The sequence below is a fragment of the Mesorhizobium sp. P2_A12 genome (assembly GCF_056405075.1).
Window position 1 is genome coordinate 19,615 of sequence record NZ_JBFUCU010000030.1, and the last position, 26,170, is coordinate 45,784.

Sequence of the window (26,170 nt, forward strand, 5' to 3'; positions counted from 1 at the left end):
CAAGCATAGGAAGCCTGGAGAACCGAAGCGGCGCGGGGACGACGCTAGGTCACGCGATCTCCTTGCTTCGCCAGGATTCCATCGGAGCTCGATCGGTTCGAACTCTTGGCTTCATTCGGATCGACCGTCTCATCCACGCCGACGCGACCGGGCCGTGAACTAGATGTTCTCGCGGGTGTAGATTTCGAAGGGCAGGATCGTGGTGAAGTTGCCGCCTTCGTTCGGGGCGGAGACGGCGCGGACCATGCCCGCCAGCGCTTCTTGCGCGATACGCGCCAGTGGGTGCGAAATGACGAAGGTCAGTGTGCCGTCGAGAAGTGCGGCGCGGGTCGTGTCCATCAGTTCATAGCCGACGACGACGACGCTGCCGGCCCGCCCGGTGGACCGCAGCGCCGCTATGGCGCCGGTGATGCCGCCGCCGGCAACATAGAGGCCAGACAGATCCGGATTTTCGTTCAGCAGCTTTTCGGTCATCTCCTGCGCGATGGCGCTCGATTCGAAGGTCAGCAGCGGCTCCAGCAGCGTGAAGCCAGGGGCGTGCTCACGGAAATAGGAGCGAAAACCGCTTTCGTTCATTTCCTGGCAGCGGTAGCGATGATTGCCGACGAGGATACCGAGCTTGCCGGGCGCCCGGCAGACGTGCTCGAACACCCAGGCCGCGGTGCGCCCGACCTTCCAGCCATCCAGCCCGATGTAGGGAACCTGGCCTGTCGCCGATATCTGCGAGATCAGCGCAAAGACCGGCACGTTGCGGGCATGCAGCGTGTCCACGGCCTGGGTGACGAGGGGATGCACCGCGGCAACGACGCCGACGGCGTCGCATTCGGCGCCCAAGGCCAGCAAGCGCGAGGCGACGTTCTGCGGCGACAGATCGTCGAGAAACTCGGTGCGCAGCTCTATCTCGCAGTCAGGCATCGTCGGCGCCACCGCACGTATCGCCTCGGCAATGTTGCGGTAGAAAGCGCGGCCGGGCTGATGCAGCAGGAAACCGAACCGGTAGCGCGGTAGCGCGGCCGCTATGCGGCTGCGCAGCGCGCCCATGCCGTAGAAACCGATCTGCTCCGCCGCCAGCCTGACGCGCTCGCGCGTGCCCTGGCGGACGGCGCCAGAGCCGCCCAGCACCCGGTTGACGGTGGCCACCGAAACATTGGCCGCGGCGGCAACATCCTTGATTGTCGGCCGCTTGTTCTGATCCATTTCGTCTCATCAGCCTATAGCAATTGATACGAAAATATCATTCGCCGGGAAGTCCTGAGACGAATGATACAATTCATTTGGAATAAACATTCTATTCTTGATTCATTTTGGATCAAGATGTTTATCTCGGGCACAAGCAAAGAAGGCGCAAGCACCGCCAGCCCAGGGATAGAAGCAGCACAGCGCAGACAAGGTTCCGACCCTCCGCCCAACGGCGGTGTGAGGCAGCGTGCGCGTGCGAGCCATCCCAGGCACTGCGGGTGGAGGATCCGGGATGGACGATCTCAAATACGGCGTGCGCGACAAGCGCGGCGACTGGAAGCCGAACGGGCGCATCGAGGCCGTGCCGTTGTGGAATTGGCCACCGAGGCTGCCGAAGATCCTGGCGTGGCTGCCCGGTTATATCTGGCCGTGGAATGCCTTCCACATGGCCACCGCCCTCCTTTACTTGTTCTATGTCGTCCCCGGCGTCGAAACGATGAAGACCATCAGCTGGGGCTGGGCGCTGTGGCTCTACGCCGTTAACGCCGCGGCGATCCTGGTCTTCTACGGCATCTTCGAGCTGCGCTATTACATCAGGCGCGCCCAGGCGACGCGGTTCAAATACAACCACAAATTCCCTGGCGATGCGCCTTCCGACGTGTTCTGGTTCCAGAGCCAGAACCTCGACAACTTCCTGCGCTCGTTCTTCATCACCATCCCGCTATGGACGGTGGCCGAAGTCATCTTCCTGTGGTGCTTTGCCAACGGCTACGTGCCGTGGGTCGGCTGGCAGGATCACCCCGTCTACCTCGCCGCGCTGGTGCTGGTCGCACCGGCCATTCACGAGGTGCATTTCTTCTTCATCCACCGCCTGATCCACTGGGGTCCGCTCTATCGCTGGATCCACTCGGTCCACCACAATTCGATCAACCCGTCGCCATGGTCGTCGCTGTCGATGCACCCAGTGGAAGGGTTCCTCTATCACGCGGTCGCCTTCTGGCATCTTCTGATCCCGTCCAACCCCATCGTCGCACTGTTCCAACTGCACGTCGCCGGCTTCGGTGCCGTCAACGGCCATCTCGGCTTCGAAAAGCTGGAACTCACGCAGGACACAGCCGTATCGAGCCACGCCTACGCACACTACCTGCACCATAAATATTTCGAGGTGAACTACGGCGGCGACGGGCTGATCCCGCTCGATAGATGGTTCGGCACCCTGCACGACGGCACCAGGGAGGGCGACGCCATGATGGACGCCCGGTTCCAGAAAAAGAAAGAGCGCATGAACGCCAGGGCATGACTCCGGCGACCCATCGATCACGTTACACGGCGCGCAACTGGGAGAGAGGCGCGCAGGAGAGATCAAAGTTTTTCTAAACCCGTCTGAAGACGGCAAATGGGAGGAAACGAAAATGAAGCGTATCACGAAGCTCTTGGCGGCGATCATGCTTGCGGGGGTGGCGGCGACATCGGCCACATCGACAATGGCCGAGTCGAAAGGGGCAAAAATCTTCGTCATCGGCGGCAAGGCGGACGATCCGTTCTGGTCGAAGGTCAAGAAGGGCGCCGATGACGCCGGCAAGGTCGCCGAACTGACCGGCGGCTCTGTGACCTGGCTCGGCCCGCAGAACTACGACAATCTCGGCCCGGATGCCGCCAAGCTGATCCGCACAGCGCTCAGCCAGAAGCCGAGCGCCATCGTCGGCCCCGACTGGGTGCCCGAGGCCATGGACGACGCCTTCAAGGAAGTCGTTGCCGCCGGTGTGCCGCTCATCATCTACAATTCCGGCGGCATGGACGCAGCCAAGCGGCTCGGCGCCATGAACTATGTCGGCAACGAAGAATACGCGGCCGGTCTCGGCGGCGGCGCCTATTTCGGCAGCCATGGCGCCAAGAATGTGCTGTGCGTCAACACCTTGCCGGGCTCCACCAACACGGAAGACCGCTGCAAGGGCATAGCTGACGCCATCGCCAAGAGCGGCGGCAAATCCACCCAGCTGCCGCTGCCTTCATCCAGCTTCGGCAACCCAACCGCGGTCGCCGAGGCGATCAAGGCAGCCGTGCTGAAAGACAACACGCTCGATGGCCTGATCACCATCAGCGCTGGCGACGCCAACAGTGCGGCCAACGCAATCAGCCAGGCCAATGTCGGCGACAAGGTCAAGCTGGCTTCGTTCGACATGGACGAAACCGGCCTGCAGCGCATCAAGGACGGCACGCAGATGTTCTCGATCGACCAGCAACCCTATCTGCAGGGCTATCTTGCGGTGTCCCTGCTCAACGGCTTCGTGAACTATGGGCTCGACCTGCCGACGAAGCCGGTGCTGACCGGACCGGGGATCGTCGACGCCGCCAATGTCGACGCGACGATGGGCGGCGCGGCGGCCGGCGCCCGCTAACTTGCGCAAACTGAGTGTCCGGCCCCTCCGAGGGCCGGACATCGCCGGCCGGCGCCCCTCGACGAGGGCAGCGCCAGGCTCCTCATTGTTCAAGCCAGGGACCACTTCGATGACATCCCAAGCCCATGACCAACCCGCCGTGGTAGCGACTGCGCCACCCGCCCCGCATTCTTCGATGCCCTCGATCGGCAGCCTCGTACGGCGCCCCGAGGTCGGCTCGCTGATCGGCATGATCGCCGTGCTGGTCTTCTTCTCGATCTTCGGCGGCGCCAATTTCCTGTCGGCCGGCGGCGCCGCGAGCTGGCTCAACGTCGCCTCGGAACTCGGCATCATCGCGCTTCCCATCGGGCTGCTGATGATCGCCGGACACCTCGATCTCTCCGTCGGCTCGATGATCCCGGCCAGCTCGATGACCATTGCCATCATCTCGGGCCACTACGGCCTGCCGATCATCGTCGGCATTCTCGCCGCGCTTGGCCTTGGGCTGGCCGTCGGCTTCATCAACGGGGTTCTGGTGATCCGCACCAAAGTGCCGTCCTTCGTCGTCACCCTGGCAACGCTGTTCGCGCTGGCCGGCCTGACGCTTGGCCTTTCGATCATCCTGTCCGGTAGCACCAGTGTCGCGCTGAAGAGCGGACCGATCGCCAAGCTTGTGTTTGGCGACTATCTCGGCGGCAAATTCCAGGTGACCCTGTTCTGGTGGATCGCCATCGTCCTGATCGTCGGTTTCATCCTGAATTTCTCACGCTTCGGCAACTGGATCCTGGCCATGGGCGGTGACGCCGTCAGCGCCCGCAATGCCGGCATCCCGACGGACCGGGTCACCATCGCGCTGTTCATGAGCAGCGGCCTGTGCGCGGCCTTCGTCGGCATGTCGCAGGCGATCCTCTACAACAGCGCCCAGGTGGCCGCCGGGCAGTCGTTCATCTTCAACTCGATCATCGCGGTGGTCATCGGCGGCGTGCTGCTCACCGGCGGTTACGGTTCGGTGGTCGGCATCGTGCTGGGCACGCTGACCTTCTCCATCGTCAACCAGGGCATTTTCTACACCGGCTTCGACGCCAACTGGGCAAGCCTGATCATCGGCGTCCTGCTGCTGGCGGCCGTGCTGATGAACAACACCTTCCGCACCATGGCGCTGACCTACGCGCCACGCACCAAATCGAGGGTCCGCTCATGACCACGCCCCTGCTCAGGCTGACCGGGATCAACAAGTCGTTCGGACCGATCGACGTGCTTCACGACATTTCGTTGGAGGTCAACAGAGGCGAGGTGTTGTGCCTGCTCGGCGACAATGGTGCCGGCAAATCGACGCTGATCAAGATCCTTTCCGGCGTCCACAAACCGACATCGGGCACGATGGAAATGGACGGCAGGGCCGTCGCCTTCGACAGTCCGCGCGACGCCAGCGACCACGGCATCGCGACCGTCCACCAATTCGGCGGGACGTTCCCGCTGATGAGCATCGGCCGATCCTTCTTCGTCGGCGCCGAGCCGACGCGGCGCTGGGGGCCGCTCACCATCTACGACCGCAAGCGGGCCAACGAGATCGCCGTCACCGAGATGCGCCAGCTCGGCATCACCCGCATCGACGACGGCGATCGCCTCGTCGGTGGACTGTCCGGTGGTGAGCGTCAGGCGCTGGCGATCGCGCGCGCCGTGCATTTTGGCGCAAGTGTGCTGATCCTCGACGAGCCGACAGCGGCACTCGGCGTCAAGGAGGCGGCGCATGTCCTGCGCATCGTCCTGCAGGCGCGCCGCAAGGGCATAGCGGTGATCTTCATCACCCACAATGTCGTCCATGCGCTGACCGTCGGCGACCACTTCGCCGTCCTCATCAGGGGTGCCAAGGCCGCTGACTTCCGCAAGGGTGAGAAAAGCCGCGAAGCGATCACCGACCTGATGGCAGGCGGCGAGCAGATGGCCGAACTCGAAGCCGAGATCGAGAGCTTCTCGGCGGCTGACGACAGGCATGCGCCGCGCGACGCGAGCCATGCGTGAACCCAGTGAAGACGCCCATCTCCTCCTCCCGGGCATCTTCCTGTGCGGCCGGCGGAACGCGTGGTTCCGCCGGCTGTCTTTTCGACCAACCCAAGAACAGACTGCAGGGCGACAATGGCAAAGTGGATTGATGCGTGTGCGGCCGATGATATCGAGGAAGAGGACGTTATCCGCTTCGATCACGAGGGCCGGACATTCGCCATCTACCGCAGCCCCGACGATGCGTTCTTCTGCACCGACGGGCTGTGTACGCATGAGAAGGTGCATCTGAGCGACGGGCTGGTTATGGAATACAGGATCGAATGCCCCAAGCATAACGGCGTGTTCGATTACAGGACCGGCGAAGCGCTGCGCGCACCGGTCTGCGTGAACCTTAAAATCTACAACACCAAGGTCGAGGACGGCCGCGTGTACATCGAGGTCTGACATGTCCGATACCTTCACCCTTGCGGCTTGCGCCGAGATGCTCTGGCGCGACCGGCCGATGGAGTGGCGCGTACGGCGCCTCACCGAAATGGGCTTCCAGATCGGCCTCTGGAACTGGCCCGATCACGACCTCGCAATGCTCGAGAAATCCGGCGCGACCTTCTCGATCATGAACGGCTACCTGCGCGGCCGTCTCTCCGATGACGAGGGCGCCGCGGAACTGCTGAAGACGGCGAAAGAGACCGCGGCGGTCGGCAAACGCCTCGGCGTCGCGCGGCTCAACCTGCACGGTACCGGGTTGGGTGACGGCGGCCTGCCGGTCGCACCCTGCGAGACCGTCACCGGCGCGATGTGGCTCAGGGCACACGACACGCTGAACCGGATTGCGGATCTCGCCGAGGCTGAAGGCGTGACATTCACGCTGGAGAATTTGAACCTTCCGGTCGACCATCCCGGCGTGCCTTTTGCACGAGCCGAAGACACGCTTGCGCTGGTGTCGAGCGTCAACCGGCCGGGCCTGCGCCTCAACCTCGACCTCTACCATGCGCAGATCGGCGAAGGGAACTTGATCGCGCTGTGCCGCGCCTGCCTGCCATGGATCGGCGAGGTCCAGGTGGCCGACGTGCCGGGCCGAATGGAGCCCGGCACGGGCGAAGTCAACTATCGCGGCATCGCCCGCGCGCTGAAGGACATGGGCTACCGCGGGCCGGTGGGCATGGAAGCGTTTGCCTCGGGTGATCCCGAGGCGGCACTGCAGGCCTTCCGTGAAGCTTTCACCGTCTGAGGAACAAGAATGGTCACCAAGAACAGCCGTCCCACCGTCGCCGACATCCGCGCCATGAAGGGCCGCGGACAAAAGATTTCCATGCTCTACGTCACCTCTCTCGAGGAGGCGGCGGCAGCGGATGCGGCCGGCATCGACATGCTTTCGATCGAAGGCCGCTTCTTCTCGCCCGAGATGCGCGAGGCGGCCGGCCGCTGCTTCGTACAGGTTGGGCTGCCCTACGGTCCCGCCGGCAATCTGGTCACCTCGGAGGACTATCTCAAAACCGCCTACCACTTCATGCGAATCGGCGGCGACTGCTTCTACTGCGCCGCCTCGCTCGACACCCAGAAGGCGCTCTGCGACAACGCCGTGCCGGTCGTCGCCCATGTCGGCCTGATCCCCTCGCAATGCACCTGGACCGGCGGCTTCAAGGCCGTCGGCAGGACGGCCGAGAGTGCGCGTACGGTGTGGGATCACGTCAAGCGCCTGGAGGCCATCGGCTGCTTCGGCGCCGAACTGGAGGTGGTACCCGACCGGGTCGCCGAACTGATCACCAGGAATACGCCCATGATCATGCTCGGCATGGGCGCCGGGCCCCATGCCGACGCGCAGTATCTTTTCAGCGAGGACGTGCTCGGCCACACCGCCGGCCACAGACCGCGCCACGCCAAGACCTACCGCAACTTCGCCGCCAAATATGAGCGGCTGCAGCGCGAGCGCATCGCCGCCTATCGCGAGTTCATATCCGACGTGCAGACGGGCGCCTACCCCGAGCCGCAGCACGTGGTCCCCGTCACCGACGAAGAGCTTTCTGCTTTCAAGGCGTCGCTGGGCCTCTAATGTTTTGCCTGGAGGCATTCAGCCTGTTCGACGCCGAGGCATGATCGGCCGCATTGCCTTCTGCAACCGCTCGCTGGATAGTCCCGCCAATGTTCGAGACACTGGCGACTCACTGGCCCCAAATCCTTGCGATCATCTCGGTGCTGATGGCGACCGTCGGCATCATCCACGTTGTCATGACCAAGGAAGATGTCCGCGCCGCCACCGGCTGGGTCGGCGTCATGGTGTTGTCGCCCATCATCGGCGTGCTGATCTATGCCGTCGCTGGTATCAACCGCATCCGTCGCGCCTCGATCAGCGCCCAGCGCCCGCTTGCCGGCGGCGCGGTGTCCGCCAAGCATGAGCACGACGTCGCCGCCGAAGAGGCCCTGATCGTCGAGCGATACGGGCAGCGGTTCACCGGTCTGCGGACACTGGGCGACAGGGTGGCGCGGCGCGCGCTCCACCCCGGAAACGCGATCGATGTGCTGGAGACAGGCGACGAGGCCTATGCCGCCATGTGCGCGGCGATCGATGGCGCCGAGCGCAGCGTCCTGCTCGAGACCTATATTTTCGACAATGATGCCGTCGGCATGCTCTTCGTCGAGGCCCTTGCCGGCGCCGTCCGGCGCGGCGTAACCGTCCGCGTGCTGATCGATGCCGTCGGCGCCCGCTATTCCGTGCCGAGCATCCTGGGGCATCTGCGCAGCGCCGACATCACCGCCGATGTCTTCAACGGCAACATCGTCATGGGTCTGCGCCTGCCCTACGCCAATCTAAGGACCCACAGGAAGATCCTGATCATCGACGGTAAGGTCGCCTTCACAGGCGGCATGAACATCCGCAAGGGCTTCTCGGCCGAGTTCGCCGGTTCCAACTGCGCCAGGGACACGCATTTCCGGGTCACTGGTCCGGTCGTCGCCGATCTCTTCTCGGTCGCCGCCGAGGATTGGCGCTTCGCCACCGACGAACCGTTGAAGGGCGATGCCTGGCGAATTGGGCCGCTGTCGCCGGCGCCCGGCCTGCCCATGCTGGTGCGGGCGGTCGCGTCCGGCCCGGACGCCAGCATCGAGACCAACCACAAGCTGCTGATCGGCGCGTTCTCCGTCGCCCGCAAATCGATCCGCCTGATGTCGCCCTATTTCCTGCCGGACCGTGAACTGATCAGCGCCTTGACCACCGCTGCAAGGCGCGGCGTCGAAATCGACATCGTGGTGCCGGCGGTGAACAATCTTTTCCTTGTCGACCGCGCTATGACGGCGCAGTTCGATCAGCTGCTGAAGAACTATTGCCGTATCTGGCGCACGGAGGGACCGTTCGACCATTCGAAGCTGCTTTCGATCGACGGCGTGTGGGCGTATGTCGGCTCTTCCAACCTTGACGCCCGGTCGCTGCGGCTGAATTTCGAGATCGACCTCGAGGTCCTGGACGCCGGCTTTGCCAGCGAGATCGAGGCGCGGATCGGATCGGCGCTCGCAACCGCAGTGCCGGTGACGCTCGACGCCTTGCGGGCCCGACCCTTCCTTATCAGGCTGTTCGACCGGGTATTGTGGCTCGGTTCGCCCTATCTCTAGCCTAGGTTGGCGCGCTTAAGCCTGCCTGTCATGGAATATATGCCGACGGCGCCTATTTTGACTGTATCCCGGTTCCGAATTGAAGCCAGCGAGGACGAGCAGCACAGATATGCACAGAACTGGACGCAGCCTTCCGGCAAGCATGCTTCTATCCATTCGCGACCGCAGGATGCGGAAGGCAAACGCCGGTGCGCCCAAGCGGACAGGCACAACCGGAACGCTAGTTGCCTCCTACAACGTTCACAAATGCATCGGCCTCGACAGGAAGTTCGATCCCGAGCGGACCAGCCGCGTCATCCGCGAAATCGATCCTGACGTGATTGCGCTGCAGGAAGCCGACAACCGCTTCGGCGACCGTGACGGGCTTCTCGACCTGTCTCGCCTGGAACATGAAACCGGCCTGGTACCGGTGCCGATTGCAGCCAATGGCAAGGGGCATGGCTGGCATGGCAATGTCCTGCTGTTCAAGAAGGGCGTCGTCCGCGACGTGCATCAGATCAGGCTGCCGGGGCTGGAGCCACGCGGCGCCGTGGTGGCGGAGATCGATCTTGACGGAAACCGGACCCTGCGCGTCATCGCCGCCCATCTCGGTTTGCTGCGTCGGTCCCGCTCGCAGCAGGCCCGCGTCGTGCTGGATATCATGAACAGCCCCGATGCCACGCCGACGCTCCTGCTCGGTGATCTCAACGAATGGCGGCTCGGCAACCGCTCCGCGCTGAATACGCTGCATGTCACCTTTGGCCCGCTGCCGCCGGCAGTGCCGACCTTCCCGTCGAACCTGCCGCTGCTGGCGCTCGACCGTATCATGGCCAACCGGCACGGCATGATCTCGGCCGTGGAGGCGCATGACACGCCGCTTTCGCGGGTGGCGTCCGACCACCTGCCGTTGACGGCATTTGTGCGCCTGTAAGGCAAATTGTCCGCCGATGACGGCCAACCTGGCGTCCACGGCTATGAAAAGCGATATTGGAACGCTAAGCCTCCCCGCGAGTTCATATGATTGAACCCTAGGAGGACGAGACATGAAAAACCTATTCCTGGCTTCGGTGATGGCATTGGCCGCAACGGCCGCCGTCATTGCGCCAACGCAAGCCGCAAGCTTGATTATCCAGTCCGACGACAACCAGTACTCATCGGACGATCAGCCCGACAACGGTGGCCAGATCATCATCCGCCGCCATCATGACCGTCATTACGATGACAACCAATATGGCGACGATCAGAACGACGGCGTGCAGTTTGGCGATTATCAAGGTGGTGAGTATCGCCGCCACCACCGGCGCGATTACGACAACCAGTATGGTGACGACAGCGTACAGTTCGGTGATTACCAGGGTGGCGAATATCGCCGCTACCACCGGCATCACCGCTGCCATATCGAACTGGTCAAGACCTGGCGCCACCACCACAGGGTGATCGAGGAAGTCCGCGTCTGCGGCTGATCTCGCCCGGAACAACCGGTCGGCGCAAGCCGGCCGGTTTTCGCTTTGCCTCGTCAGCCGATGACCAGCTGACGATATAACGCTGCCATCCGAAGTCGGTGATGTGCGACGGCTGCCAGGCAGGCCGGCGTCTGGGTGCCGCTAACTACATCACCGTCATCGAACTCGCTGTCGACAGTGGCCTGCTGATGCGTATGTAACCCGCCCGCCGGCCGTCAGGACGCGACAGCAGAAACAGCAGAAACCGAGGAGAATGACCGGCCGGCATGGCCGGTCAACCTGTCCAACTGTTAATTCGACTTGGGTCGGTTTCAGCCATATTGGTTGATGGGGGTGAGAGATGCCGCCATGGACCAGCAGTTGGAAATACCCCTGCAGACGCCCCTGCAAACGAATGTCGCGCAACGCCGTTCGCGTGGCTGGATCCCGTGGCTGATCTTTATTGCAATTGTCGCCGCCACCGGCACCTATCTCTACCAACGCCCGCATGTCGAGGCCAGACAGCCCGGTGGTAGAAGAAACGCGCAACCGATGTCGATCGGCGCCGCCACCATCGAGAAGGGCACGATAGACGTCACCCTCAACGCGCTTGGCACGGTGACCTCGCTCTCCACCGTCACGGTCAAGCCGCAGGTCACCGGCCCGCTTGTCCAGGTGAACTTCAAGGAGGGTCAGGACGTCGCCAAGGGCGATCTGTTGGCTGAGGTCGATCCCCGCCCCTACCAGGCAGCACTCGCCCAGGCCCAGGGCCAGCTGACGCGCGACCAGGCGATGCTGAAGGACGCCCAGCTCGACCTTGCACGAGACAAGACACTGGTGACCCAGGGCGCCGCGACGCATCAGACGCTCGACGCGCAGGTCGCCCTGGTTGCGCAGGACGCCGGCTCCATCCAGGTCGACCAGGCCTTGGTTCAGACCGCGACCCTCAATCTCGACAATTGCCGCATCCTGGCGCCGGTCGACGGCCGCGCCGGCCTGCGCCAGGTGGATGAGGGCAACTACGTGACGCCGGGCGATACCAACGGCATTGTCGTCATCACAAGGCTGCAGCCTATCAGTGTCCTCTTCACCGTGCCCGAGGACGACTTGCCGGAGATCGCGCAGCGCCTGCAGCAGGGCGCCACGCTGCCCACCACCGCCTTCGACCGCGCCGGCAACAAGAAGCTCGCCGACGGCCAGCTTGAAACCTTCGACAGCCAGATCGACCCGAGCACCGGCACCATCAAGCTGAGGGCGGGCTTCTCCAACGAAACACGCATTCTCTATCCGAACCAGTTCGTCAACGTCGAGCTACTGGTGGACGAGCACAAGGACGTGGCGATCGCCCCGATCGCCTCGATACAGCGCGGCCAGCCCGGCACCTTCGTCTATCTGGTCAATCCCGACAGCACCGTCTCCGTGCGCAAGGTCACGCTTGGCGTCACCAATGGCGAGCACGTCGAGATCCTGTCGGGCCTGAACCCCGGCGACCGCATCGTCGTCGACGGCGCCGACAAGCTTCGCGAAGGAGCCCATGTCAACCTGCAACAGGACGGCCAGACACAGGCTCCGGCACAGGCACCCGCGCAGGCATCAACGCCTGCACCGGCAGGGACAGCGCCTCAACCACAGGCACAGCCACCCGATCAGCCGGTATCCGAGACGCCGAAGCCGGACGACACCGGGAGGCACAAGGGCCAGGGCCGCAAGCATCGTCACGCGGAGTCCGGGCAGCAGCAATGAGCCCATCGCGAGCCTTCATTCTGCGGCCGGTGGCGACATCGCTGTTCATGGTCGCCATCATGCTGTCCGGCCTGCTGGCTTACCGCTATCTGCCGGTCTCGGCGCTGCCCGAGGTCGACTATCCGACCATCCAGGTGCAGACCTTCTATCCGGGAGCAAGCCCGGACGTCATGACGTCCTCGGTCACCGCGCCGCTGGAAGTCCAGCTCGGGCAGATCGCCAACCTGAACCAGATGAATTCGGTCAGTTCGGCCGGCTCCTCGGTCATCACGCTGCAGTTCAGCCTGGCGATCTCGCTCGATGTCGCCGAGCAGGAGGTGCAGGCGGCCATCAACGCCGCCGGCAATCTGCTGCCAGCCGATCTGCCGGCGCCGCCGATCTACGCCAAGGTCAATCCGGCCGATGCGCCGGTGCTGACGCTCGGCCTGACATCGGACACGATGCCGCTGCGCGATGTGCAGCAGCTTGCCGACACAAGGCTGGCACAGAAGATCTCGCAACTGGCCGGCGTCGGTCTGGTCAGCCTCAGCGGCGGCCAGCGCCCGGCCGTGCGCGTCCAGGCCGATCCGCGCAAGCTCGCCGCCTATGGCCTCAATCTCGACGATCTGCGCACCACGCTGGGCAGCGCCAACGTCAACACGCCGAAAGGCAATTTCGACGGGCCTTCGCGGGCCTACACAATCAACGCCAATGACCAGCTGAAAAGCGCCGAGGAATACCGCTCGCTGATCGTCGCCTACAAGGACGGCGCCCCGGTGCGGCTGAGCGATGTGGCAACGGTGGTCGACGCCACCGAGAACAACAGGCTGGCGGCCTGGATGAACAGCACGCCGGCCATCATCGTCAACATCCAGCGCCAGCCCGGCGCCAACGTCATCGAGGTGGTCGACCGCATCAAGGCACTGCTGCCGCAATTGCAGGCCTCGCTCCCAAGCACTGTCGACGTCAAGGTGCTGACTGACCGCACCACCACCATCCGCGCGTCCGTGCGCGACGTCGAATACGAACTGACGCTCGCGATCATTCTTGTCGTGCTGGTCATTTTCGTCTTCCTACGCAGCGCCCGTGCGACGCTCATCCCGAGCCTCTCGGTCCCCTTGTCGCTGGTCGGCACGCTGGGGGTCATGTACCTGTTCGGCTTCAGCCTCGACAATCTCTCACTGATGGCGCTGACCATCGCCACCGGCTTCGTCGTCGACGACGCCATCGTCGTCATCGAGAACATCGCGCGCTATGTCGAGGAGGGTGCGACGCCGCTGCAGGCGGCGCTGAAGGGGTCGCAGCAGATCGGCTTCACCATCATATCGCTGACCGTCTCGCTGATCGCCGTGCTGATCCCGCTGCTGTTCATGGGCAATGTCGTCGGCAGGCTGTTCCGCGAATTTTCCATCACGCTCGCCACCACGATCCTGATTTCCGCCGTGGTGTCGCTGACGCTGGTGCCGATGGCCTGCGCCAAGCTGCTCAAGCCATTGTCGGCGGTGCGCGAGAACGCCCTGCAGCGCGCCAGCCGCGACTTCTTCGACTGGGTGATCAGGGGTTACGGCCGCGCGCTGACCTGGGTGCTCGACCGGCAAACGCTGATGCTTCTGGTGGCGGCGGCCACGCTGGTGCTGACGGCTGCACTCTACGCGGTCATCCCAAAGGGTTTCTTCCCGGTGCAGGATACCGGCGTCATCCAGGCCATCACCGAGGCGCCGCAATCGGTGTCCTACGCCTCGATGGCCGAGCGGCAGCAAGAGCTGGCGGCGATCATCCTGAAAGACCCCGATGTCGACAGCCTGTCGTCCTTCATCGGCGTCGACGGCACCAACACCACGCTCAATGTCGGCCGCATCCTGATCAACCTCAAGCCGCATGAAAAGCGCACCGCCGACATCACGCAAGTCATAGCAAGGCTGAGGCAGGCGACCGCCGCCACGGCCGGCGTCACCCTCTACATGCAGCCGGTGCAGGACCTGACCATCGACGGCACGGTCAGCCGTACGCAGTATCAATTCGTGCTGCAGGACGCCAATCCGGACGAACTGACGCTGTGGACGCCGAAGCTGCTGGCCAGGTTGAACACGCTGCCTGAGATCGCAGACGTCGCCAGCGACCTGTCGGATGCCGGGCTCGCCGTCTTCGTCGACATCGACCGCGACCAGGCGGCGCGCTTCGGCATCACGCCGGCGACGATCGACAACGCGCTCTACGACGCCTTCGGCCAGCGCATCGTCTCGACCATCTTCACCACCTCCAGCCAGTACCGGGTCATTCTCGAAGCAGATCCCTCCTTGCAGGATTCGCTCAACGCGTTGTCCTCCGTCTACCTGCCGTCATCGAGCGGCGGCAGTCCGGTGCCGCTGGCCGTGGTCGCCAGCACCCACGTCGCCACCGCACCGCTGCAGATCTCCCATATGGGGCAATTCCCCGCCACCACAGTGTCGTTCAACCTGGCACCCGGCGTGTCGCTTGGCGAAGCGGTCACCGCGATTCAGCAGGCGCAAAGCGAGATCGGCATGCCGCTCAGCGTCATCACCAATTTTCAAGGTGCGGCGCGCGCCTTCCAGGCTTCGCTCGACAACACGTTGTTCCTGATCCTGGCGGCGGTGATCACCGTCTACATCGTGCTCGGCGTGCTCTATGAGAGCTTCATCCACCCGATCACCATCTTGTCGACACTGCCTTCGGCCGGCATTGGCGCGCTGCTGGCGTTGATGATCGCCGGCGAGGACCTGACCATCATCTCGATCATCGGCATCATCCTCTTGATCGGCGTCGTCAAGAAGAACGCCATCATGATGATCGACTTCGCGCTCGACGCGCAGCGCAACGAAGGCAAGGCGCCGCGCGAAGCCATCTACCAAGCCTGCCTACTGCGTTTCCGCCCGATCCTGATGACGACGCTGGCGGCGATGCTTGGCGCGCTGCCGCTGATGCTCGGCACCGGCGTCGGCTCGGAACTGCGTCATCCGCTGGGCGTCACCATCGTCGGCGGCCTGCTCGTCAGCCAGTTGCTGACGCTGTTCACGACGCCGGTCATCTATCTCTGGCTTGATCGCCTTGCCGCCCGGCTGCAAGGCGCCCAGCCCGACCTTCCGCCTGCGTATGGTGCGGACGCCGCGCCATGAACCTGTCGGTTCCCTTCATCCGGCGCCCGGTCGCAACGACTTTGCTGACCTTCGGCCTGCTGGCGGCAGGACTGGTGGCGTTTCCTCAATTGCCGGTGGCGCCATTGCCCGAGGTCGACTACCCCGTGATCTCGGTGCGGGCATCACTGCCGGGCGCCAGCCCGCAGGTCGTGGCAAACACGGTCGCCAGCCCGCTCGAACGGCATCTCGGCGAGATCGCCGATGTCAACGAAATGACGTCGTCGAGCAGCGTCGGCAGCGCGCGCGTCACTTTGCAGTTCGGCCTCGATCGCGACATCGACGGCGCCGCGCGCGATGTCCAGGCGGCGATCAACGCGGCGCGCGCCGACCTGCCGTCCAGCCTGCATTCCAACCCCACCTATCGCAAGGTCAATCCGGCCGACGCACCGATCCTCATTCTCACGCTCACCTCCGACACTCTGTCCAAGGGGCAGCTCTACGATGCCGCCAGCACCGTGCTGGCGCAGAAACTCTCGCAGGTCGATGGTGTTGGCGAGGTGTCGGTGGGCGGCAGTTCGCTGCCCGCGGTGCGCGTCGAGATCAATCCGCAGGCGCTCTACAATTACGGCATCGGGCTGGAGGATGTGCGCGCGGCCCTCGCCTCGGCCAACGCCCACAGCCCCAAGGGCGCCATCGACGTCGGCCCGCAGCGCTATCAGATCTACGCCAACGACCAGGCCAACCATGCGGACGCCTATCGCTCGCTGGTGGTGGCCTATCGCAACGGCGCCCCGGTGCGGCTTTCCGACGTCGGCCAGGTCAACGATTCCGTCGAGAACATCCGCAATGCCGGTCTAGCCAACGGCAAGCCGGGGGTGCTGATCATCCTCAATCGATCGCCCAATGCCAACATCATCGCCACGGTCGACCGCGTAAAGGCGCTTATGCCGTCGCTGCGCGCCTCGATCTCGCCGGCCATCGATCTGTCGCTGGCGGTCGACCGCTCGACCACCATCCGCGCCTCGCTGCGGGAAGTCGCGCAGACGCTGATGATCGCCATCGGCCTGGTGATCCTGGTCGTCTTCGCCTTCCTGCGCGACGTGCGCTCGGCACTGGTGCCGATCGTGGCGGTACCGGTGTCGCTGGTCGGCACGCTGGGCGCCATGTACCTGCTCGGCTTCAGCATCGACAATCTGTCGCTGATGGCGCTGACGGTGGCCACCGGCTTCGTCGTCGACGACGCCATCGTCGTGCTCGAGAACATCTCCCGCCATGCCGCTTCCGGCATGGGCCGCGTAGAGGCGGCGATCAAGGGAGCGCAGGAAGTTGGCTTCACCGTGCTGTCGATGAGCCTTTCGCTGATTGCCGTCTTCATACCCATCCTGCTGATGGGCGGCATCATCGGCCGGCTCTTCCGCGAGTTCGCCATCACGCTGTCGGCCGCAATCCTGGTCTCGCTCGCGATTTCGCTGACCACCACCCCGATGATGTGCTCGATCCTGCTGCGCGGCGAAAGGGATCGCAGCCATGGCCGTCTCTACCGCTTCAGCGAGCGCGTCTTCGACGCCATGCTGAGCGGCTACCGCCGATCGCTCTCCTGGGCGCTGGAGCATCCGCTGCTGATCATGGCGGTACTTGCGGCAACGCTCTGCCTCAATGGCTATCTCTACGTCACCATCCCCAAAGGATTCTTTCCGCAGCAGGATACCGGCCGGCTAGTCGGCTCGATCCAGGCCGACCAGGCAACCTCCTTCCAGCGGATGTCGCAAAAACTCAGCCAGTTCGCCGGCATCGTCAGCAAGGACCCTGCCGTCGATGCCGCTGTCGGCTTCACCGGCGGCGGCCAGACCAATTCCGGCTCGATGTTCGTGTCGCTGAAGCCGCTGGCCGAACGCAAGGTTTCCGCCGACCAGGTGATCGCCCGGCTGCGGCGCGAACTTGCGGTGGTGCCGGGCGCCACCCTCTTCCTGCAGGCGGTGCAGGACATCCGCGTCGGCGGGCGTCAGTCGAACGCGCAGTACCAGTACACGCTGCAAGGCGACAGTTTCGACGACCTCGCGCAATGGGCGCCGAAACTCGCGGCGGCACTGCAGACCGAGCCGAAGCTGACCGACGTCAACAGCGACCAGCAGAACAAGGGCCTGGAGGCGGATATCGTCATCGATCGCGACACCGCGACGCGCCTCGGCATCACCGTCGGCCAGATCGACAACACGCTCTACGATGCCTTCGGCCAGCGCCAGGTTTCCACCATCTATGTGGCGCGCAACCAGTACCACGTCATCATGGAGGTGGCGCCGCAATACTGGCAGAACCCCGAAGCGCTGAAACAGGTCTATGTCAGCACGTCGGGCGGATCGGTGCACGGTTCGCAGGCGAGCAATGCCGTTGCCGGCACATTCGTCGCGCCGGGGCAGTCCGGCAGCGCCGCGGCCGCAGCGACGGATGCCGCGCGCAACCAGGCGACCAATTCCATCACCAGCACCGGCAAGACTGCCGCATCGACCGGATCGGCCGTCAGCACCGGTGCCGAGACGATGGTGCCGTTGTCGTCGGTCGCGAGCTATGGCCCCGGCAGCACGCCGCTTTCGGTCAACCACCAGGGCCTGTTCGTCGCCACCACGCTGTCGTTCAATCTCGCGCCGGGCGTCGCGCTCAGCGACGGGGTCGCGGCCATCAACGCGGCGGCGGACCGCATCGGCATGCCGGCTACCATCCATGGCAGTTTCCAGGGCACGGCCCGGGTGTTCCAGGATTCGCTCTCCGACCAGCCGCTGCTCATCCTTGCTGCACTCATCGCCGTCTATGTCGTGCTCGGCATCCTCTACGAGAGCTACGTCCACCCGCTGACCATTCTCTCCACGCTGCCTTCGGCCGGCGTCGGCGCGCTGCTGGCCCTGTCGGCCTTCGACATCGAATTCAGCATCATGGCGCTGATCGGCATCATCCTCCTGATCGGCATCGTCAAGAAGAATGCGATCATGATGATCGACTTCGCGCTGGCCGCCGAGCGCAACGAGAACAAGTCGGCGCATGATGCCATCTACCAGGCGTGCCTGCTGCGCTTTCGCCCGATCATGATGACGACCATGGCGGCACTGTTCGGCGCCGTGCCGCTGGCCATCGGCCTTGGCGAAGGCAGCGAACTGCGCCAGCCGCTCGGCATCGCCATCGTCGGCGGCCTGGTGCTGAGCCAGGTCCTGACCCTCTACACGACGCCGGTCATCTACATCTATGTCGACCGCTTCGGCCGCTGGTGCCAGAGGCTGCGGTCGCCAAAGTGGCGCCCCCTGGCAGCCCGGTGCACAGCCGGGAGAATGAGAACCAGCCGACGCAGAGAGTCCCAAACTCCTCTCTGCGATCAACGGCCTGTAACCTGGCCCGCCTCGGCCCTGCTCGCCATGCCTGTGGACCGGGATGGAACGTCTGGACACAAGCGGCGAAGGCTGAAAATGTGGTTACGTCGTCTGGGTTGCAGCGGCTCGCTCGGAACACAAGGAGGATTTCGCTGAATCTGGAAGACATTGCCGGCCATCCAGCCCTGCATCGCTATGTTCAGGCACAGTCGCTGGCGCTGATCCACATCTATGAAGAGAGCCCGCGGCTGGCTTCCATTTTCGCCACGCAGCAGCGTTGGCTGATGGGCCATGTCGGCCTTGCCATGCATTTCAGGCGTGACCCGCACGACCGCAGCAAGGAACTGACGGTGTCGCGTTTCATCGAGGTCGTGCACCAGCACGCGGTGGCCAGCCGCAACACCGCGGACGCTTTCATCAAGGAGATGCTGCACTACCACATCGCCGAATATGTGTCGGGCGGCGACGGGCGCACGCACCCCCTGCAGCCGACGGCGGCCACCGTGCAAACCTTTACCGGCTGGGTCCTCGCCCATCTGCTGACGCTGGATCAGCTCGACGGCGGGGATCGTCTGACGAGGTTCCTGGAGCGGCCCGAGATGGTTGCCAGGCTGCAGCCTCTTGTGGCGGACGGCCTGCTTTCCTCCAAGCCGGTGCGCGAACCCAACCAGACCTTTTCCCTGTTCATCTGGCTCAACAATGGCGGCATCGTCATGGACTGGCTGATGTCCGGCATCGATCCCGATCATGCCGGCCTGGATCGGATTCCAACCAGCGTGGTTTCGATCGGCGAGTTCGCCAGATGGCTCAAGCTCTCGCGGACCCATCTTGCGCGCAAGCTGCGCGCGGCCGAGAATCTCGGCAGCATCGGCTGGCTCGGCCCGCGCGGCCATTCGGTGATGTGGGTGTCGAAGACGTTCTTCCTGGAGTACATGACCGTCCAGGCCGCCAAGCTGGCCATTGTGGATGCCGCTTTCAACGCCTGTTTTCCGCCAAGCGAGGCCCGCCGACAATCGCCGTGACATCGGCCTGCCCAGGGAAATCGTAGGTCAAGCACCAAACCCACGATGCTGTGAACCGGCATCGGCGGACTGCTTCTGGACACAGAAGCGGAAGGCTGAAAATGTGGTTTGGGTCTTCGCAGCCGTCAGGCCGAATCGGAGCAGGGGGAGAATGGCGCTGACCTCGGAGCTTATTGCCGGCCACCCGGCATTGTATCGCTGTGTCCGTGCCCAGGCGCAGGCGCTGATCCAGGCCTACGGAATGAGCCCTCGGCTGGCGTCGGTGTTCGCCACCCAGCAGCGTTGGCTGATGGCGCATATCGGCCTCGCCCTGCATTTCAGGCGGAAGCCCGATGACTACCGCAAGCAACTGACGGCGGCACGTTTCATCGACGTGATCCGCCAGAACGCCGTCGCCAGCCGCAACACCGCTGACGCCTTCATCAAGGAGATGCTGCATTACAATTTCGTCGAGCTTCTGCCGACGACGCAGGACGGGCGCATCCGCCCGATACAACCCACAGTAAACACGCTGGAGACGGTTGCCGGCTGGATGATAGCGCATCTGCACACGCTGGACAGCCTCGACGGCGCGAACCGTCTGGCGACGTTCCTCGAACGGCCCGACGCGCTCGCCAGGGTGCAGCCGCTGGTGGCCGACGGCCTGGTCTCCTCCAGCCCCGTCCGCGAGCCCAGGCAGACCTTCTCCCTGTTCACCTGGCTCAACAATGGCGGCGTCGTCATGGACTGGCTGATATCGAGCGTCGATCCCGATCATGCCGGCCTTGATCAAATCCCGACCGGCATCGTCTCGATCGGCGATTTCGCCAAATGGCTCAAACTGTCGCGAACCCATTTGGGGCGCAAGCTGCGTGATGCCGAGGACCTCGGCAGCGTCGGGTGGCTCGGCCAACGCGGCAATTCGGTGATGTGGGTGTCGGCCGATTTCTACCGCGAATACATGACCGCCCAGGCCGTGAAGCTGGCCATCATCGATGCCGCCTTCGTCGAGGCCTTCGGCTCGCCGGCAGGCAGATGATCGGTGCGGCATCCCCCGTGCGGGGGATGCATGGAGCCCCGGAATCCTCAATCGATGTCGAAGGACACGCCCTGCGCCAGCGGCAGCGCCTTGGAATAGTTCACCGTGTTGGTGGCGCGCCGCATATAGGCCTTCCACGCATCGGAGCCGCTCTCGCGACCGCCGCCGGTTTCCTTCTCGCCGCCGAAGGCGCCGCCGATCTCTGCACCCGATGTGCCGATATTGACGTTGGCGATGCCGCAGTCCGATCCGTCGACGCCGAGGAAGCGCTCGGATTCCTGCAGGTCGCGGGTGAAGATCGACGACGACAGGCCGGCGCCAACCGCGTTGTGAAAGCAGCCTTGTCGATCAGCGGCCCGACCAGTGAAGAGGTCTCCAGCGGATTGCCGACCGGCACACTTTCGTAGGCCTTCTTCAGCCGCGGCAGCAGCGCGTCATAGACACTGTCATGCACGAACAGGCGCCGCAGCGTCGTGCAGCGCTGTCCCGCCGTGCCCATGGCGCCGAAGGCAATCGCCCGCAGCGCCATGTCGAGGTCGGCGCTGGGCGCCACGATGCCGGCATTGTTGCCGCCGAGTTCGAGCACCGCGCGGGCAAAGCGCTTGGCCAGCCGCGGGCCAACGTCGCGGCCCATGCGCGTCGAGCCGGTGGCCGATACCAGCGGCACCTTGAGATGATCGACCAGGATCTCGCCGACGGCGCGGTCACCGATCAGCACCGGCGCCAGGCCCTGCGGCGCGTCGGTGCCGAAACGCTTCACCGCGCGCTTGAAGATCGCCTCGCAGGCAAGTGCGGTCAGCGGCGTCTTCTCCGACGGCTTCCACACCACCGCGTCACCGCAAACCAGCGCCAGGGCTGCGTTCCACGACCACACCGCGACCGGGAAGTTGAAGGCGGAAATGACGCCGACGACGCCGAGCGGATGCCAGGTTTCCATCATGCGATGGCCCGGGCGCTCGGTGGCGATGGTCAGGCCGTACAATTGCCGGGACAGACCGACGGCAAAATCGCAGATGTCGATCATCTCCTGCACTTCGCCAAGCCCCTCGGACGGAATCTTGCCGACCTCGATCGAGACCAGCCGGCCAAGCTCGGCCTTGTGCGTGCGCAACTCCTCACCGAGCAGCCGCACCAGTTCGCCACGCCGCGGGCCCGGCACCATCCGCCACGCCTGGAACGCCTTGTGCGCCGCATCGATGGTCTTGGCCGCGTCGGCCGGCGAGATCGTCTTCAGCGCCGCGATCTGCTCACCCGTCACCGGGCTGCGCACGATCAGGTCGCCGCCGACAAGCGCGTCCTTGGCCACACCCAGTTTCGCAAGAAGCGCGGCCGTTTCCTTTCTGCTTTTTCTGCGTATAGAGATCGTAATAGGCTTGGTTCTTGCGGCCGACGCCGTGCTCGGCGCTGAAGCTGCCACCGAAACGATCGACCGCGATCGAATAGACCCAATCGCGCAATCGCCGTTCGAAGGCGATATCGACCGGGCCGGCCCGTGCCTCGTCGACGACCAGATTGAAATGCACGCCGCCGTCGCCGACATGGCCGAAGTCGAAGATTGCGACATCGGCAAAATGGCTGGGCAGTTCGAGCTTCATCCAGTCGCAGAACGCCAGCACGTCGGCCCTGCGGAACGACAGATCGAAGGCGACCAGCCGGCCAGCATGTTTGACGCCTTCCGACAGGGCGTGACGCAGCGCCCACATCTCATGGGCGGGGCCGACAAAGACGTTGGCGAGCGGCTCGCCGTCCGCTTCCCAGACTTCGGCCAGCACCGTTTCCAGGACGACATCGAGCGGCTGCTCGTCATCGCGCGGAAGCCAACTGCGGGAAACTTCCGCCAGGATGACATAGTTGGGAATGTCGCCATTCTGGAATGGATTGCGTAGCGAGGGAACATGGGCAAGCGCTGCGGCGATCGCGCTCCCCGACATGCCTTCGAAAGCCGACAGGTACGATCCGAAGCGCTCTTCCATCGCTCGTAGCAGGGGCATGACGGCAGTGCCGGTTCGCGGCACCAGATAGGCTGTCGAAACCTGCCTCGGCAGATGCTCCAGATTGAGCACGCATTCGGTAACAATGCCGAACGCACCGGATGTTCCGATGAAAAGCTGCTTCCAGTCGACGCCCGTATTGTTCTTGCGCAGCCCCGACAGCAGGTCGACCACGGTGCCAGCCTCGTCCGCCAGGACGACCTTCACACCCAGCGTATTGCGGCGCACGTCGCCATATTTCAGAAACCGCGAGCCGCCGGTGTTGGTTGCCAACATGCCGCCCACCCGCGGATCGGCGCCGAGGTCGATCGGGAAGAAGAGACCGCCGGGCTCAAGCCGTCCGTTGACCTCCGACAGTCTGGTTCCAGCGTCGACGTGGATCGAACGGTTGTCGATATCGAGATCGAAAATCCGTGTCATCCGGTCGAGGCTGAGCACGACCTGCGCTCCACTGCTATCCGGCGTCGAGCCGGAGACCAGGCCGGTGTTGCCGGACTGCGGGATGAGCTCGATATGCTCGCGAACGCAGTAGGCAACGCAAGCGGATACCTCCGCCGTGCCGCGAGGGCGCAGCACCAATGCGGCGCTACCCCGGTCATAGCGCGCGCCATTCTCGTAGGCGGCCAGGCTGGCGGAATCCTGGACAACCCCGTCCGCGCCGAGGATTTCGACCAAAGCTGTCTTGTGCCGCTCGCCGATCATGCCGACTGTCTACTCCGCTGCCTGAAGGTCACGCAGAGCGCGTCGGCAATCGTCGATCGATGCCTGCTCGATCGCCGCATAGTGCTCGAATTCATCAAGGACGCTGGCGCCGAGGGCGGCCTCGAAGCGCTTCTGGTTGGGACTGGCGACGAAATCTTGGCCCGCTTCATCGCCCAGATTGGATTGGAAGATGCCGGCAGCGCTGACGGGCAGGAAATCCTCGTAGACGATCGGATCGAAACGGACCAAGCCATCCGCCACGAGCGCATCGAGACCTTCTCTATGGACTCTGCCGACGTGGCGCCCTCGCTCGGTCAGCGAATAGGTGAAATAGCCAAGGCCAGCAATGCGGATACCATCCCATGTGTCGGGAAACGACTGGAATGTCCTCGACAACACCTCGACATAGTCAGCGGCATTCGACCCGTCGGCCGCCGGCCTGATGATTTTGCGCGTGGCATCCAGCAGGCTGTCGTAGAGCGCTCTGCCCTTGGGAGTCAGCGCCACGCCGCGCTGCTCGATCTCGCCAAAACGCGCAGTGTGCGAGCCAGCTATCCAGCCGCCGCCATCTGACTTGAACGAGACGGGCTCGTCCATTGCCTTGAATGATGTCTGCCTAAGCAGGATCGGGCATTGGCGAGCGGGAGGGCCCTCGACAATCGCCTTGGGCGCGACGCCGCGCGCCGGCATGCCCGCCTGCACCGCATCGATGTCTAGCGTGCGCGGCGTCAGGTGGTTGATATGCGGGCCCTTGAAGGAGACCACGTCGGCGACCAGCCGATGTTGCTGGTGCAGCCTGTGATACATCTCCATGCCAACGCACGCCTGATCGTGCCAGCGGAAGGTTTCGAGGATTTCGGCGACAAACCGATCCGCATCTTGTCGATGCAGACCGCCCTGCGTCTCGGCCTTTTCGGTGAGTTCGACGGCGATGTCCGTGAAAATCCGACGAGCGGCAAGAATGGCCTCCGCTTCCGCCCGCAGAGCCTCGTCGCCGATCAGGTCGGTCCTGAGTAGCGAGGTGAAGACGCGAAACGGATTGCGGCTGAGCGCATCGGCACCGACCGGACGAAACGCCGTCGAATGGACCGGCACGCCCGCCGTGCTGAGGTCATAGTAACCGACCGGATGCATGCCCATCACCGCGAACACGCGCCGCATCATCGAGAGTTCGGCTGGCGTTCCCAGGCGGATCGCGCCGTGCCGCTCTTCCGATATACGGTCGAGCGAATCCGTGGCCTCGAGCTGCTGGCGCAGCACTGGCGTGGAATCCAGCACTCCGGTATTTACCCCGGCGACCAGGTCCATCAGCGTGCCGTAGGCGGGAACTTCGACCCGGTACATGCCTGACATCGCCGCCGAAAAGGCAGAGCGGATGTCGTCGGATGAAACGAAAACAGCGTCGTGCACGGTGCGGTCTCGCTTTTGAGAAAACATGAGATCATTCCGGAAAAGCGTGATATCGGATTTCATGCGACATGGATCGCGATAATTTTGACTAGGTTGATGCGAGATACGCATGATAGTCAGCAGAAGGTTGATGCCAGACCTGATTGCAATTCAGGCGTTCGAATGCGCGGCAAGACACGCGAGTTTCACGCGTGCCGGCAGGGAGCTCAACCTGACCCAGAGCGCCGTCAGCCGTCAGGTCAAGGATCTGGAAACTTATCTCGGCGCGCTGCTGTTCGAACGCATCCGGCAGCGCGTGGTGCTTTCCGAGGATGGACGGCGCTTCCTGCCGGAAGCGCGGAAGCTGCTGCAGCAAGCCGAGGAGACGATGCTGCGCGCGATGTCATCCGCCGACGCCAGATCGAGCCTGAGCATCGCAACCTTGCCGACATTCGGCAGCCGCTGGCTCAGTCCGCGCTTGCCTGATTTCCTGCGCCAGAACCCGGGCGTGGTCCTCAATGTCGGCGCGCGCTCGGCGCCGTTCGATTTCGACGAAGAGAATTTCGAACTCGCCATCCACTACGGACAGCCGGTTTGGGCGCGCGCCACGTGCACCTATCTCTGCAGCGAGTCGATCCTGCCGGTGGCCGGCGGTGCGTTGCTGGCGTCGGGACCCAAGCTGACGCCCGCCGATCTTCTCAACAAGCCCTTGCTGCATCTGGCAACACGCCCGAGGCTCTGGTCGCAATGGCTGGAGTGGGCCGGGCTGCCCGGCGAGACCGCCTACAAGGGGCACCGCTTCGATCAATTCTCGATGATCATCGAAACGGCCGTTGCCGGCATGGGTTATGCGCTGCTTCCACGCTACCTAATCGAGCAGGAATTGAAATCTGGCGAACTTCAGGTCGTTCTCGACCTGCCTATGGAAACGGAAAATTGCTATTATGCCGTGCTACCGGAGGCGAGTATGCCCTCCTCTATTAGCCAACATTTCGTCGATTGGCTGATAAGTCAGGTTGGACGCCAGGCTTGAGGCTCTGCGTACAGTCGGGACATGAAGAATCCGAACACGACTATTCAGGCAAAAGGCGCCTGAACCGAGACTGCTCGTCTGGAATGCTGCTAGGCAAGCAGCATCTATAGCGCCTTTTGCAGTTCCGGCAGGATGACGAAGAGGTCGCCGACGAGGCCGTAGTCGGCGACCTGGAAAATCGGTGCCTCCTCGTCCTTGTTGATGGCGACGATGACCTTCGAATCCTTCATGCCGGCGAGGTGCTGGATGGCGCCGGA

19 protein-coding genes and 2 pseudogenes are annotated in these 26,170 nt (G+C 63.8%); 16 read left to right on the top strand and 5 right to left on the bottom strand.

The genetic code is table 11. From position 1 onward, the window contains the following. Nucleotides 1-159: 159 nt before the first annotated feature. Nucleotides 160-1,197: a substrate-binding domain-containing protein gene (locus tag AC1DZU_RS32895; RefSeq protein ID WP_477291274.1), complete on the bottom strand. Its 1,038-nt coding sequence runs from the start codon at nt 1,195-1,197 to the stop codon at nt 160-162. Between the two features lie 274 nt (nt 1,198-1,471). Here AC1DZU_RS32895 and AC1DZU_RS32900 point away from each other — a divergent pair, with 274 nt between their 5' ends. The 15 genes from AC1DZU_RS32900 to AC1DZU_RS32970 all read left to right on the top strand — a co-directional run bounded on the left by AC1DZU_RS32900 (nt 1,472) and on the right by AC1DZU_RS32970 (nt 20,798). Continuing rightward, nucleotides 1,472-2,479 (top strand): sterol desaturase family protein, encoded by a 1,008-nt coding sequence (locus AC1DZU_RS32900; RefSeq protein WP_477291276.1) that lies wholly within the window; start codon nt 1,472-1,474, stop codon nt 2,477-2,479. Between the two features lie 112 nt (nt 2,480-2,591). Next, on the top strand, nt 2,592-3,578 hold the full coding sequence (locus AC1DZU_RS32905) for a sugar ABC transporter substrate-binding protein (RefSeq protein WP_477291278.1): 987 nt from the start codon (nt 2,592-2,594) through the stop codon (nt 3,576-3,578). Between the two features lie 175 nt (nt 3,579-3,753). Further along, nucleotides 3,754-4,758, top strand: coding sequence for an ABC transporter permease (locus AC1DZU_RS32910; protein ID WP_477291304.1), 1,005 nt, complete (start codon nt 3,754-3,756; stop codon nt 4,756-4,758). Further along, nucleotides 4,755-5,579, top strand: coding sequence for an ATP-binding cassette domain-containing protein (locus AC1DZU_RS32915; protein WP_477291280.1), 825 nt, complete (start codon nt 4,755-4,757; stop codon nt 5,577-5,579). The genes AC1DZU_RS32910 and AC1DZU_RS32915 overlap by 4 nt, the downstream gene beginning before the upstream one ends. Nucleotides 5,580-5,693: 114 nt before the next feature. Further along, a complete protein-coding gene (locus AC1DZU_RS32920; RefSeq protein WP_477291282.1) occupies nt 5,694-6,005 on the top strand; it encodes a MocE family 2Fe-2S type ferredoxin in 312 nt (103 codons plus the stop codon). Nucleotide 6,006: 1 nt separating this feature from the next. Then, the gene (locus AC1DZU_RS32925; protein ID WP_477291284.1) at nt 6,007-6,789 is read left to right on the top strand and encodes a TIM barrel protein; all 783 of its coding nucleotides are present in this window, start codon (nt 6,007-6,009) and stop codon (nt 6,787-6,789) included. Nucleotides 6,790-6,798: 9 nt separating this feature from the next. Next, nucleotides 6,799-7,611 (top strand): 3-methyl-2-oxobutanoate hydroxymethyltransferase, encoded by an 813-nt coding sequence (locus tag AC1DZU_RS32930; RefSeq protein ID WP_477291286.1) that lies wholly within the window; start codon nt 6,799-6,801, stop codon nt 7,609-7,611. An 89-nt stretch (nt 7,612-7,700) separates the two neighbouring features. After that, nucleotides 7,701-9,164 carry a phospholipase D-like domain-containing protein gene (locus AC1DZU_RS32935; protein ID WP_477291288.1) on the top strand — a complete coding sequence of 488 codons (1,464 nt, stop codon included), beginning with the start codon at nt 7,701-7,703 and terminating at the stop codon, nt 9,162-9,164. 109 nt (nt 9,165-9,273) lie between these two features. Then, complete coding sequence (locus AC1DZU_RS32940; protein ID WP_095084468.1) at nt 9,274-10,074, top strand: endonuclease/exonuclease/phosphatase family protein; 801 nt, start codon at nt 9,274-9,276, stop codon at nt 10,072-10,074. A 112-nt stretch (nt 10,075-10,186) separates the two neighbouring features. After that, entirely contained in the window at nt 10,187-10,606 is a 420-nt protein-coding gene (locus AC1DZU_RS32945; RefSeq protein ID WP_477291290.1) for a hypothetical protein, read from the top strand. A 348-nt stretch (nt 10,607-10,954) separates the two neighbouring features. Further along, on the top strand, nt 10,955-12,328 hold the full coding sequence (locus AC1DZU_RS32950; RefSeq protein WP_477291292.1) for an efflux RND transporter periplasmic adaptor subunit: 1,374 nt from the start codon (nt 10,955-10,957) through the stop codon (nt 12,326-12,328). Continuing rightward, nucleotides 12,325-15,441, top strand: coding sequence for an MdtB/MuxB family multidrug efflux RND transporter permease subunit (locus AC1DZU_RS32955; RefSeq protein ID WP_477291294.1), 3,117 nt, complete (start codon nt 12,325-12,327; stop codon nt 15,439-15,441). The genes AC1DZU_RS32950 and AC1DZU_RS32955 overlap by 4 nt, the downstream gene beginning before the upstream one ends. Next, entirely contained in the window at nt 15,438-18,914 is a 3,477-nt protein-coding gene (locus AC1DZU_RS32960) for an efflux RND transporter permease subunit (protein ID WP_477291296.1), read from the top strand. Before AC1DZU_RS32955 ends, AC1DZU_RS32960 begins: the two co-directional genes overlap by 4 nt. Then, nucleotides 18,905-19,780 carry a hypothetical protein gene (locus AC1DZU_RS32965; protein ID WP_477291306.1) on the top strand — a complete coding sequence of 292 codons (876 nt, stop codon included), beginning with the start codon at nt 18,905-18,907 and terminating at the stop codon, nt 19,778-19,780. Before AC1DZU_RS32960 ends, AC1DZU_RS32965 begins: the two co-directional genes overlap by 10 nt. Nucleotides 19,781-19,931: 151 nt before the next feature. Next, nucleotides 19,932-20,798, top strand: a complete 867-nt coding sequence (locus tag AC1DZU_RS32970; RefSeq protein WP_477291298.1) for a hypothetical protein — start codon at nt 19,932-19,934, stop codon at nt 20,796-20,798. Nucleotides 20,799-20,845: 47 nt separating this feature from the next. Here the strand turns inward: AC1DZU_RS32970 and AC1DZU_RS32975 are convergent. The 3 genes and pseudogenes from AC1DZU_RS32975 to hglS all read right to left on the bottom strand — a co-directional run bounded on the left by AC1DZU_RS32975 (nt 20,846) and on the right by hglS (nt 24,901). Continuing rightward, nucleotides 20,846-22,161 (bottom strand): annotated as a pseudogene (locus AC1DZU_RS32975) (aldehyde dehydrogenase family protein). Continuing rightward, nucleotides 22,046-23,491 carry an FAD-binding oxidoreductase gene (locus AC1DZU_RS32980; RefSeq protein ID WP_477291300.1) on the bottom strand — a complete coding sequence of 482 codons (1,446 nt, stop codon included), beginning with the start codon at nt 23,489-23,491 and terminating at the stop codon, nt 22,046-22,048. The pseudogene AC1DZU_RS32975 and the gene AC1DZU_RS32980 overlap by 116 nt, the downstream one beginning before the upstream one ends. Before the next feature lie 9 nt (nt 23,492-23,500). Then, entirely contained in the window at nt 23,501-24,901 is a 1,401-nt protein-coding gene (gene hglS / locus AC1DZU_RS32985; RefSeq protein ID WP_477291308.1) for a 2-oxoadipate dioxygenase/decarboxylase HglS, read from the bottom strand. A 109-nt stretch (nt 24,902-25,010) separates the two neighbouring features. Here hglS and AC1DZU_RS32990 point away from each other — a divergent pair, with 109 nt between their 5' ends. Beyond that, on the top strand, nt 25,011-25,913 hold the full coding sequence (locus tag AC1DZU_RS32990) for a LysR family transcriptional regulator (protein WP_477291302.1): 903 nt from the start codon (nt 25,011-25,013) through the stop codon (nt 25,911-25,913). Nucleotides 25,914-26,017: 104 nt separating this feature from the next. Here AC1DZU_RS32990 and AC1DZU_RS32995 read toward each other — a convergent pair. Then, nucleotides 26,018-26,170, bottom strand: a pseudogene (locus AC1DZU_RS32995) (electron transfer flavoprotein subunit alpha/FixB family protein); the annotation flags it as partial.

Coding starts and splice junctions, on each gene's coding strand:
- AC1DZU_RS32940 (WP_095084468.1), top strand. CDS start 9,274: ATGCACAGAACTGGACGCAGCCTTCCGGCAAGCATGCTTCTATCCATT.
- AC1DZU_RS32935 (WP_477291288.1), top strand. CDS start 7,701: ATGTTCGAGACACTGGCGACTCACTGGCCCCAAATCCTTGCGATCATC.
- AC1DZU_RS32955 (WP_477291294.1), top strand. CDS start 12,325: ATGAGCCCATCGCGAGCCTTCATTCTGCGGCCGGTGGCGACATCGCTG.
- AC1DZU_RS32960 (WP_477291296.1), top strand. CDS start 15,438: ATGAACCTGTCGGTTCCCTTCATCCGGCGCCCGGTCGCAACGACTTTG.
- AC1DZU_RS32905 (WP_477291278.1), top strand. CDS start 2,592: ATGAAGCGTATCACGAAGCTCTTGGCGGCGATCATGCTTGCGGGGGTG.
- AC1DZU_RS32980 (WP_477291300.1), bottom strand. CDS start 23,491: ATGATCGGCGAGCGGCACAAGACAGCTTTGGTCGAAATCCTCGGCGCG.
- AC1DZU_RS32925 (WP_477291284.1), top strand. CDS start 6,007: ATGTCCGATACCTTCACCCTTGCGGCTTGCGCCGAGATGCTCTGGCGC.
- AC1DZU_RS32900 (WP_477291276.1), top strand. CDS start 1,472: ATGGACGATCTCAAATACGGCGTGCGCGACAAGCGCGGCGACTGGAAG.
- AC1DZU_RS32910 (WP_477291304.1), top strand. CDS start 3,754: ATGCCCTCGATCGGCAGCCTCGTACGGCGCCCCGAGGTCGGCTCGCTG.
- AC1DZU_RS32945 (WP_477291290.1), top strand. CDS start 10,187: ATGAAAAACCTATTCCTGGCTTCGGTGATGGCATTGGCCGCAACGGCC.
- AC1DZU_RS32920 (WP_477291282.1), top strand. CDS start 5,694: ATGGCAAAGTGGATTGATGCGTGTGCGGCCGATGATATCGAGGAAGAG.
- AC1DZU_RS32895 (WP_477291274.1), bottom strand. CDS start 1,197: ATGGATCAGAACAAGCGGCCGACAATCAAGGATGTTGCCGCCGCGGCC.
- AC1DZU_RS32930 (WP_477291286.1), top strand. CDS start 6,799: ATGGTCACCAAGAACAGCCGTCCCACCGTCGCCGACATCCGCGCCATG.
- AC1DZU_RS32970 (WP_477291298.1), top strand. CDS start 19,932: ATGGCGCTGACCTCGGAGCTTATTGCCGGCCACCCGGCATTGTATCGC.
- AC1DZU_RS32950 (WP_477291292.1), top strand. CDS start 10,955: ATGGACCAGCAGTTGGAAATACCCCTGCAGACGCCCCTGCAAACGAAT.
- AC1DZU_RS32990 (WP_477291302.1), top strand. CDS start 25,011: ATGATAGTCAGCAGAAGGTTGATGCCAGACCTGATTGCAATTCAGGCG.
- AC1DZU_RS32915 (WP_477291280.1), top strand. CDS start 4,755: ATGACCACGCCCCTGCTCAGGCTGACCGGGATCAACAAGTCGTTCGGA.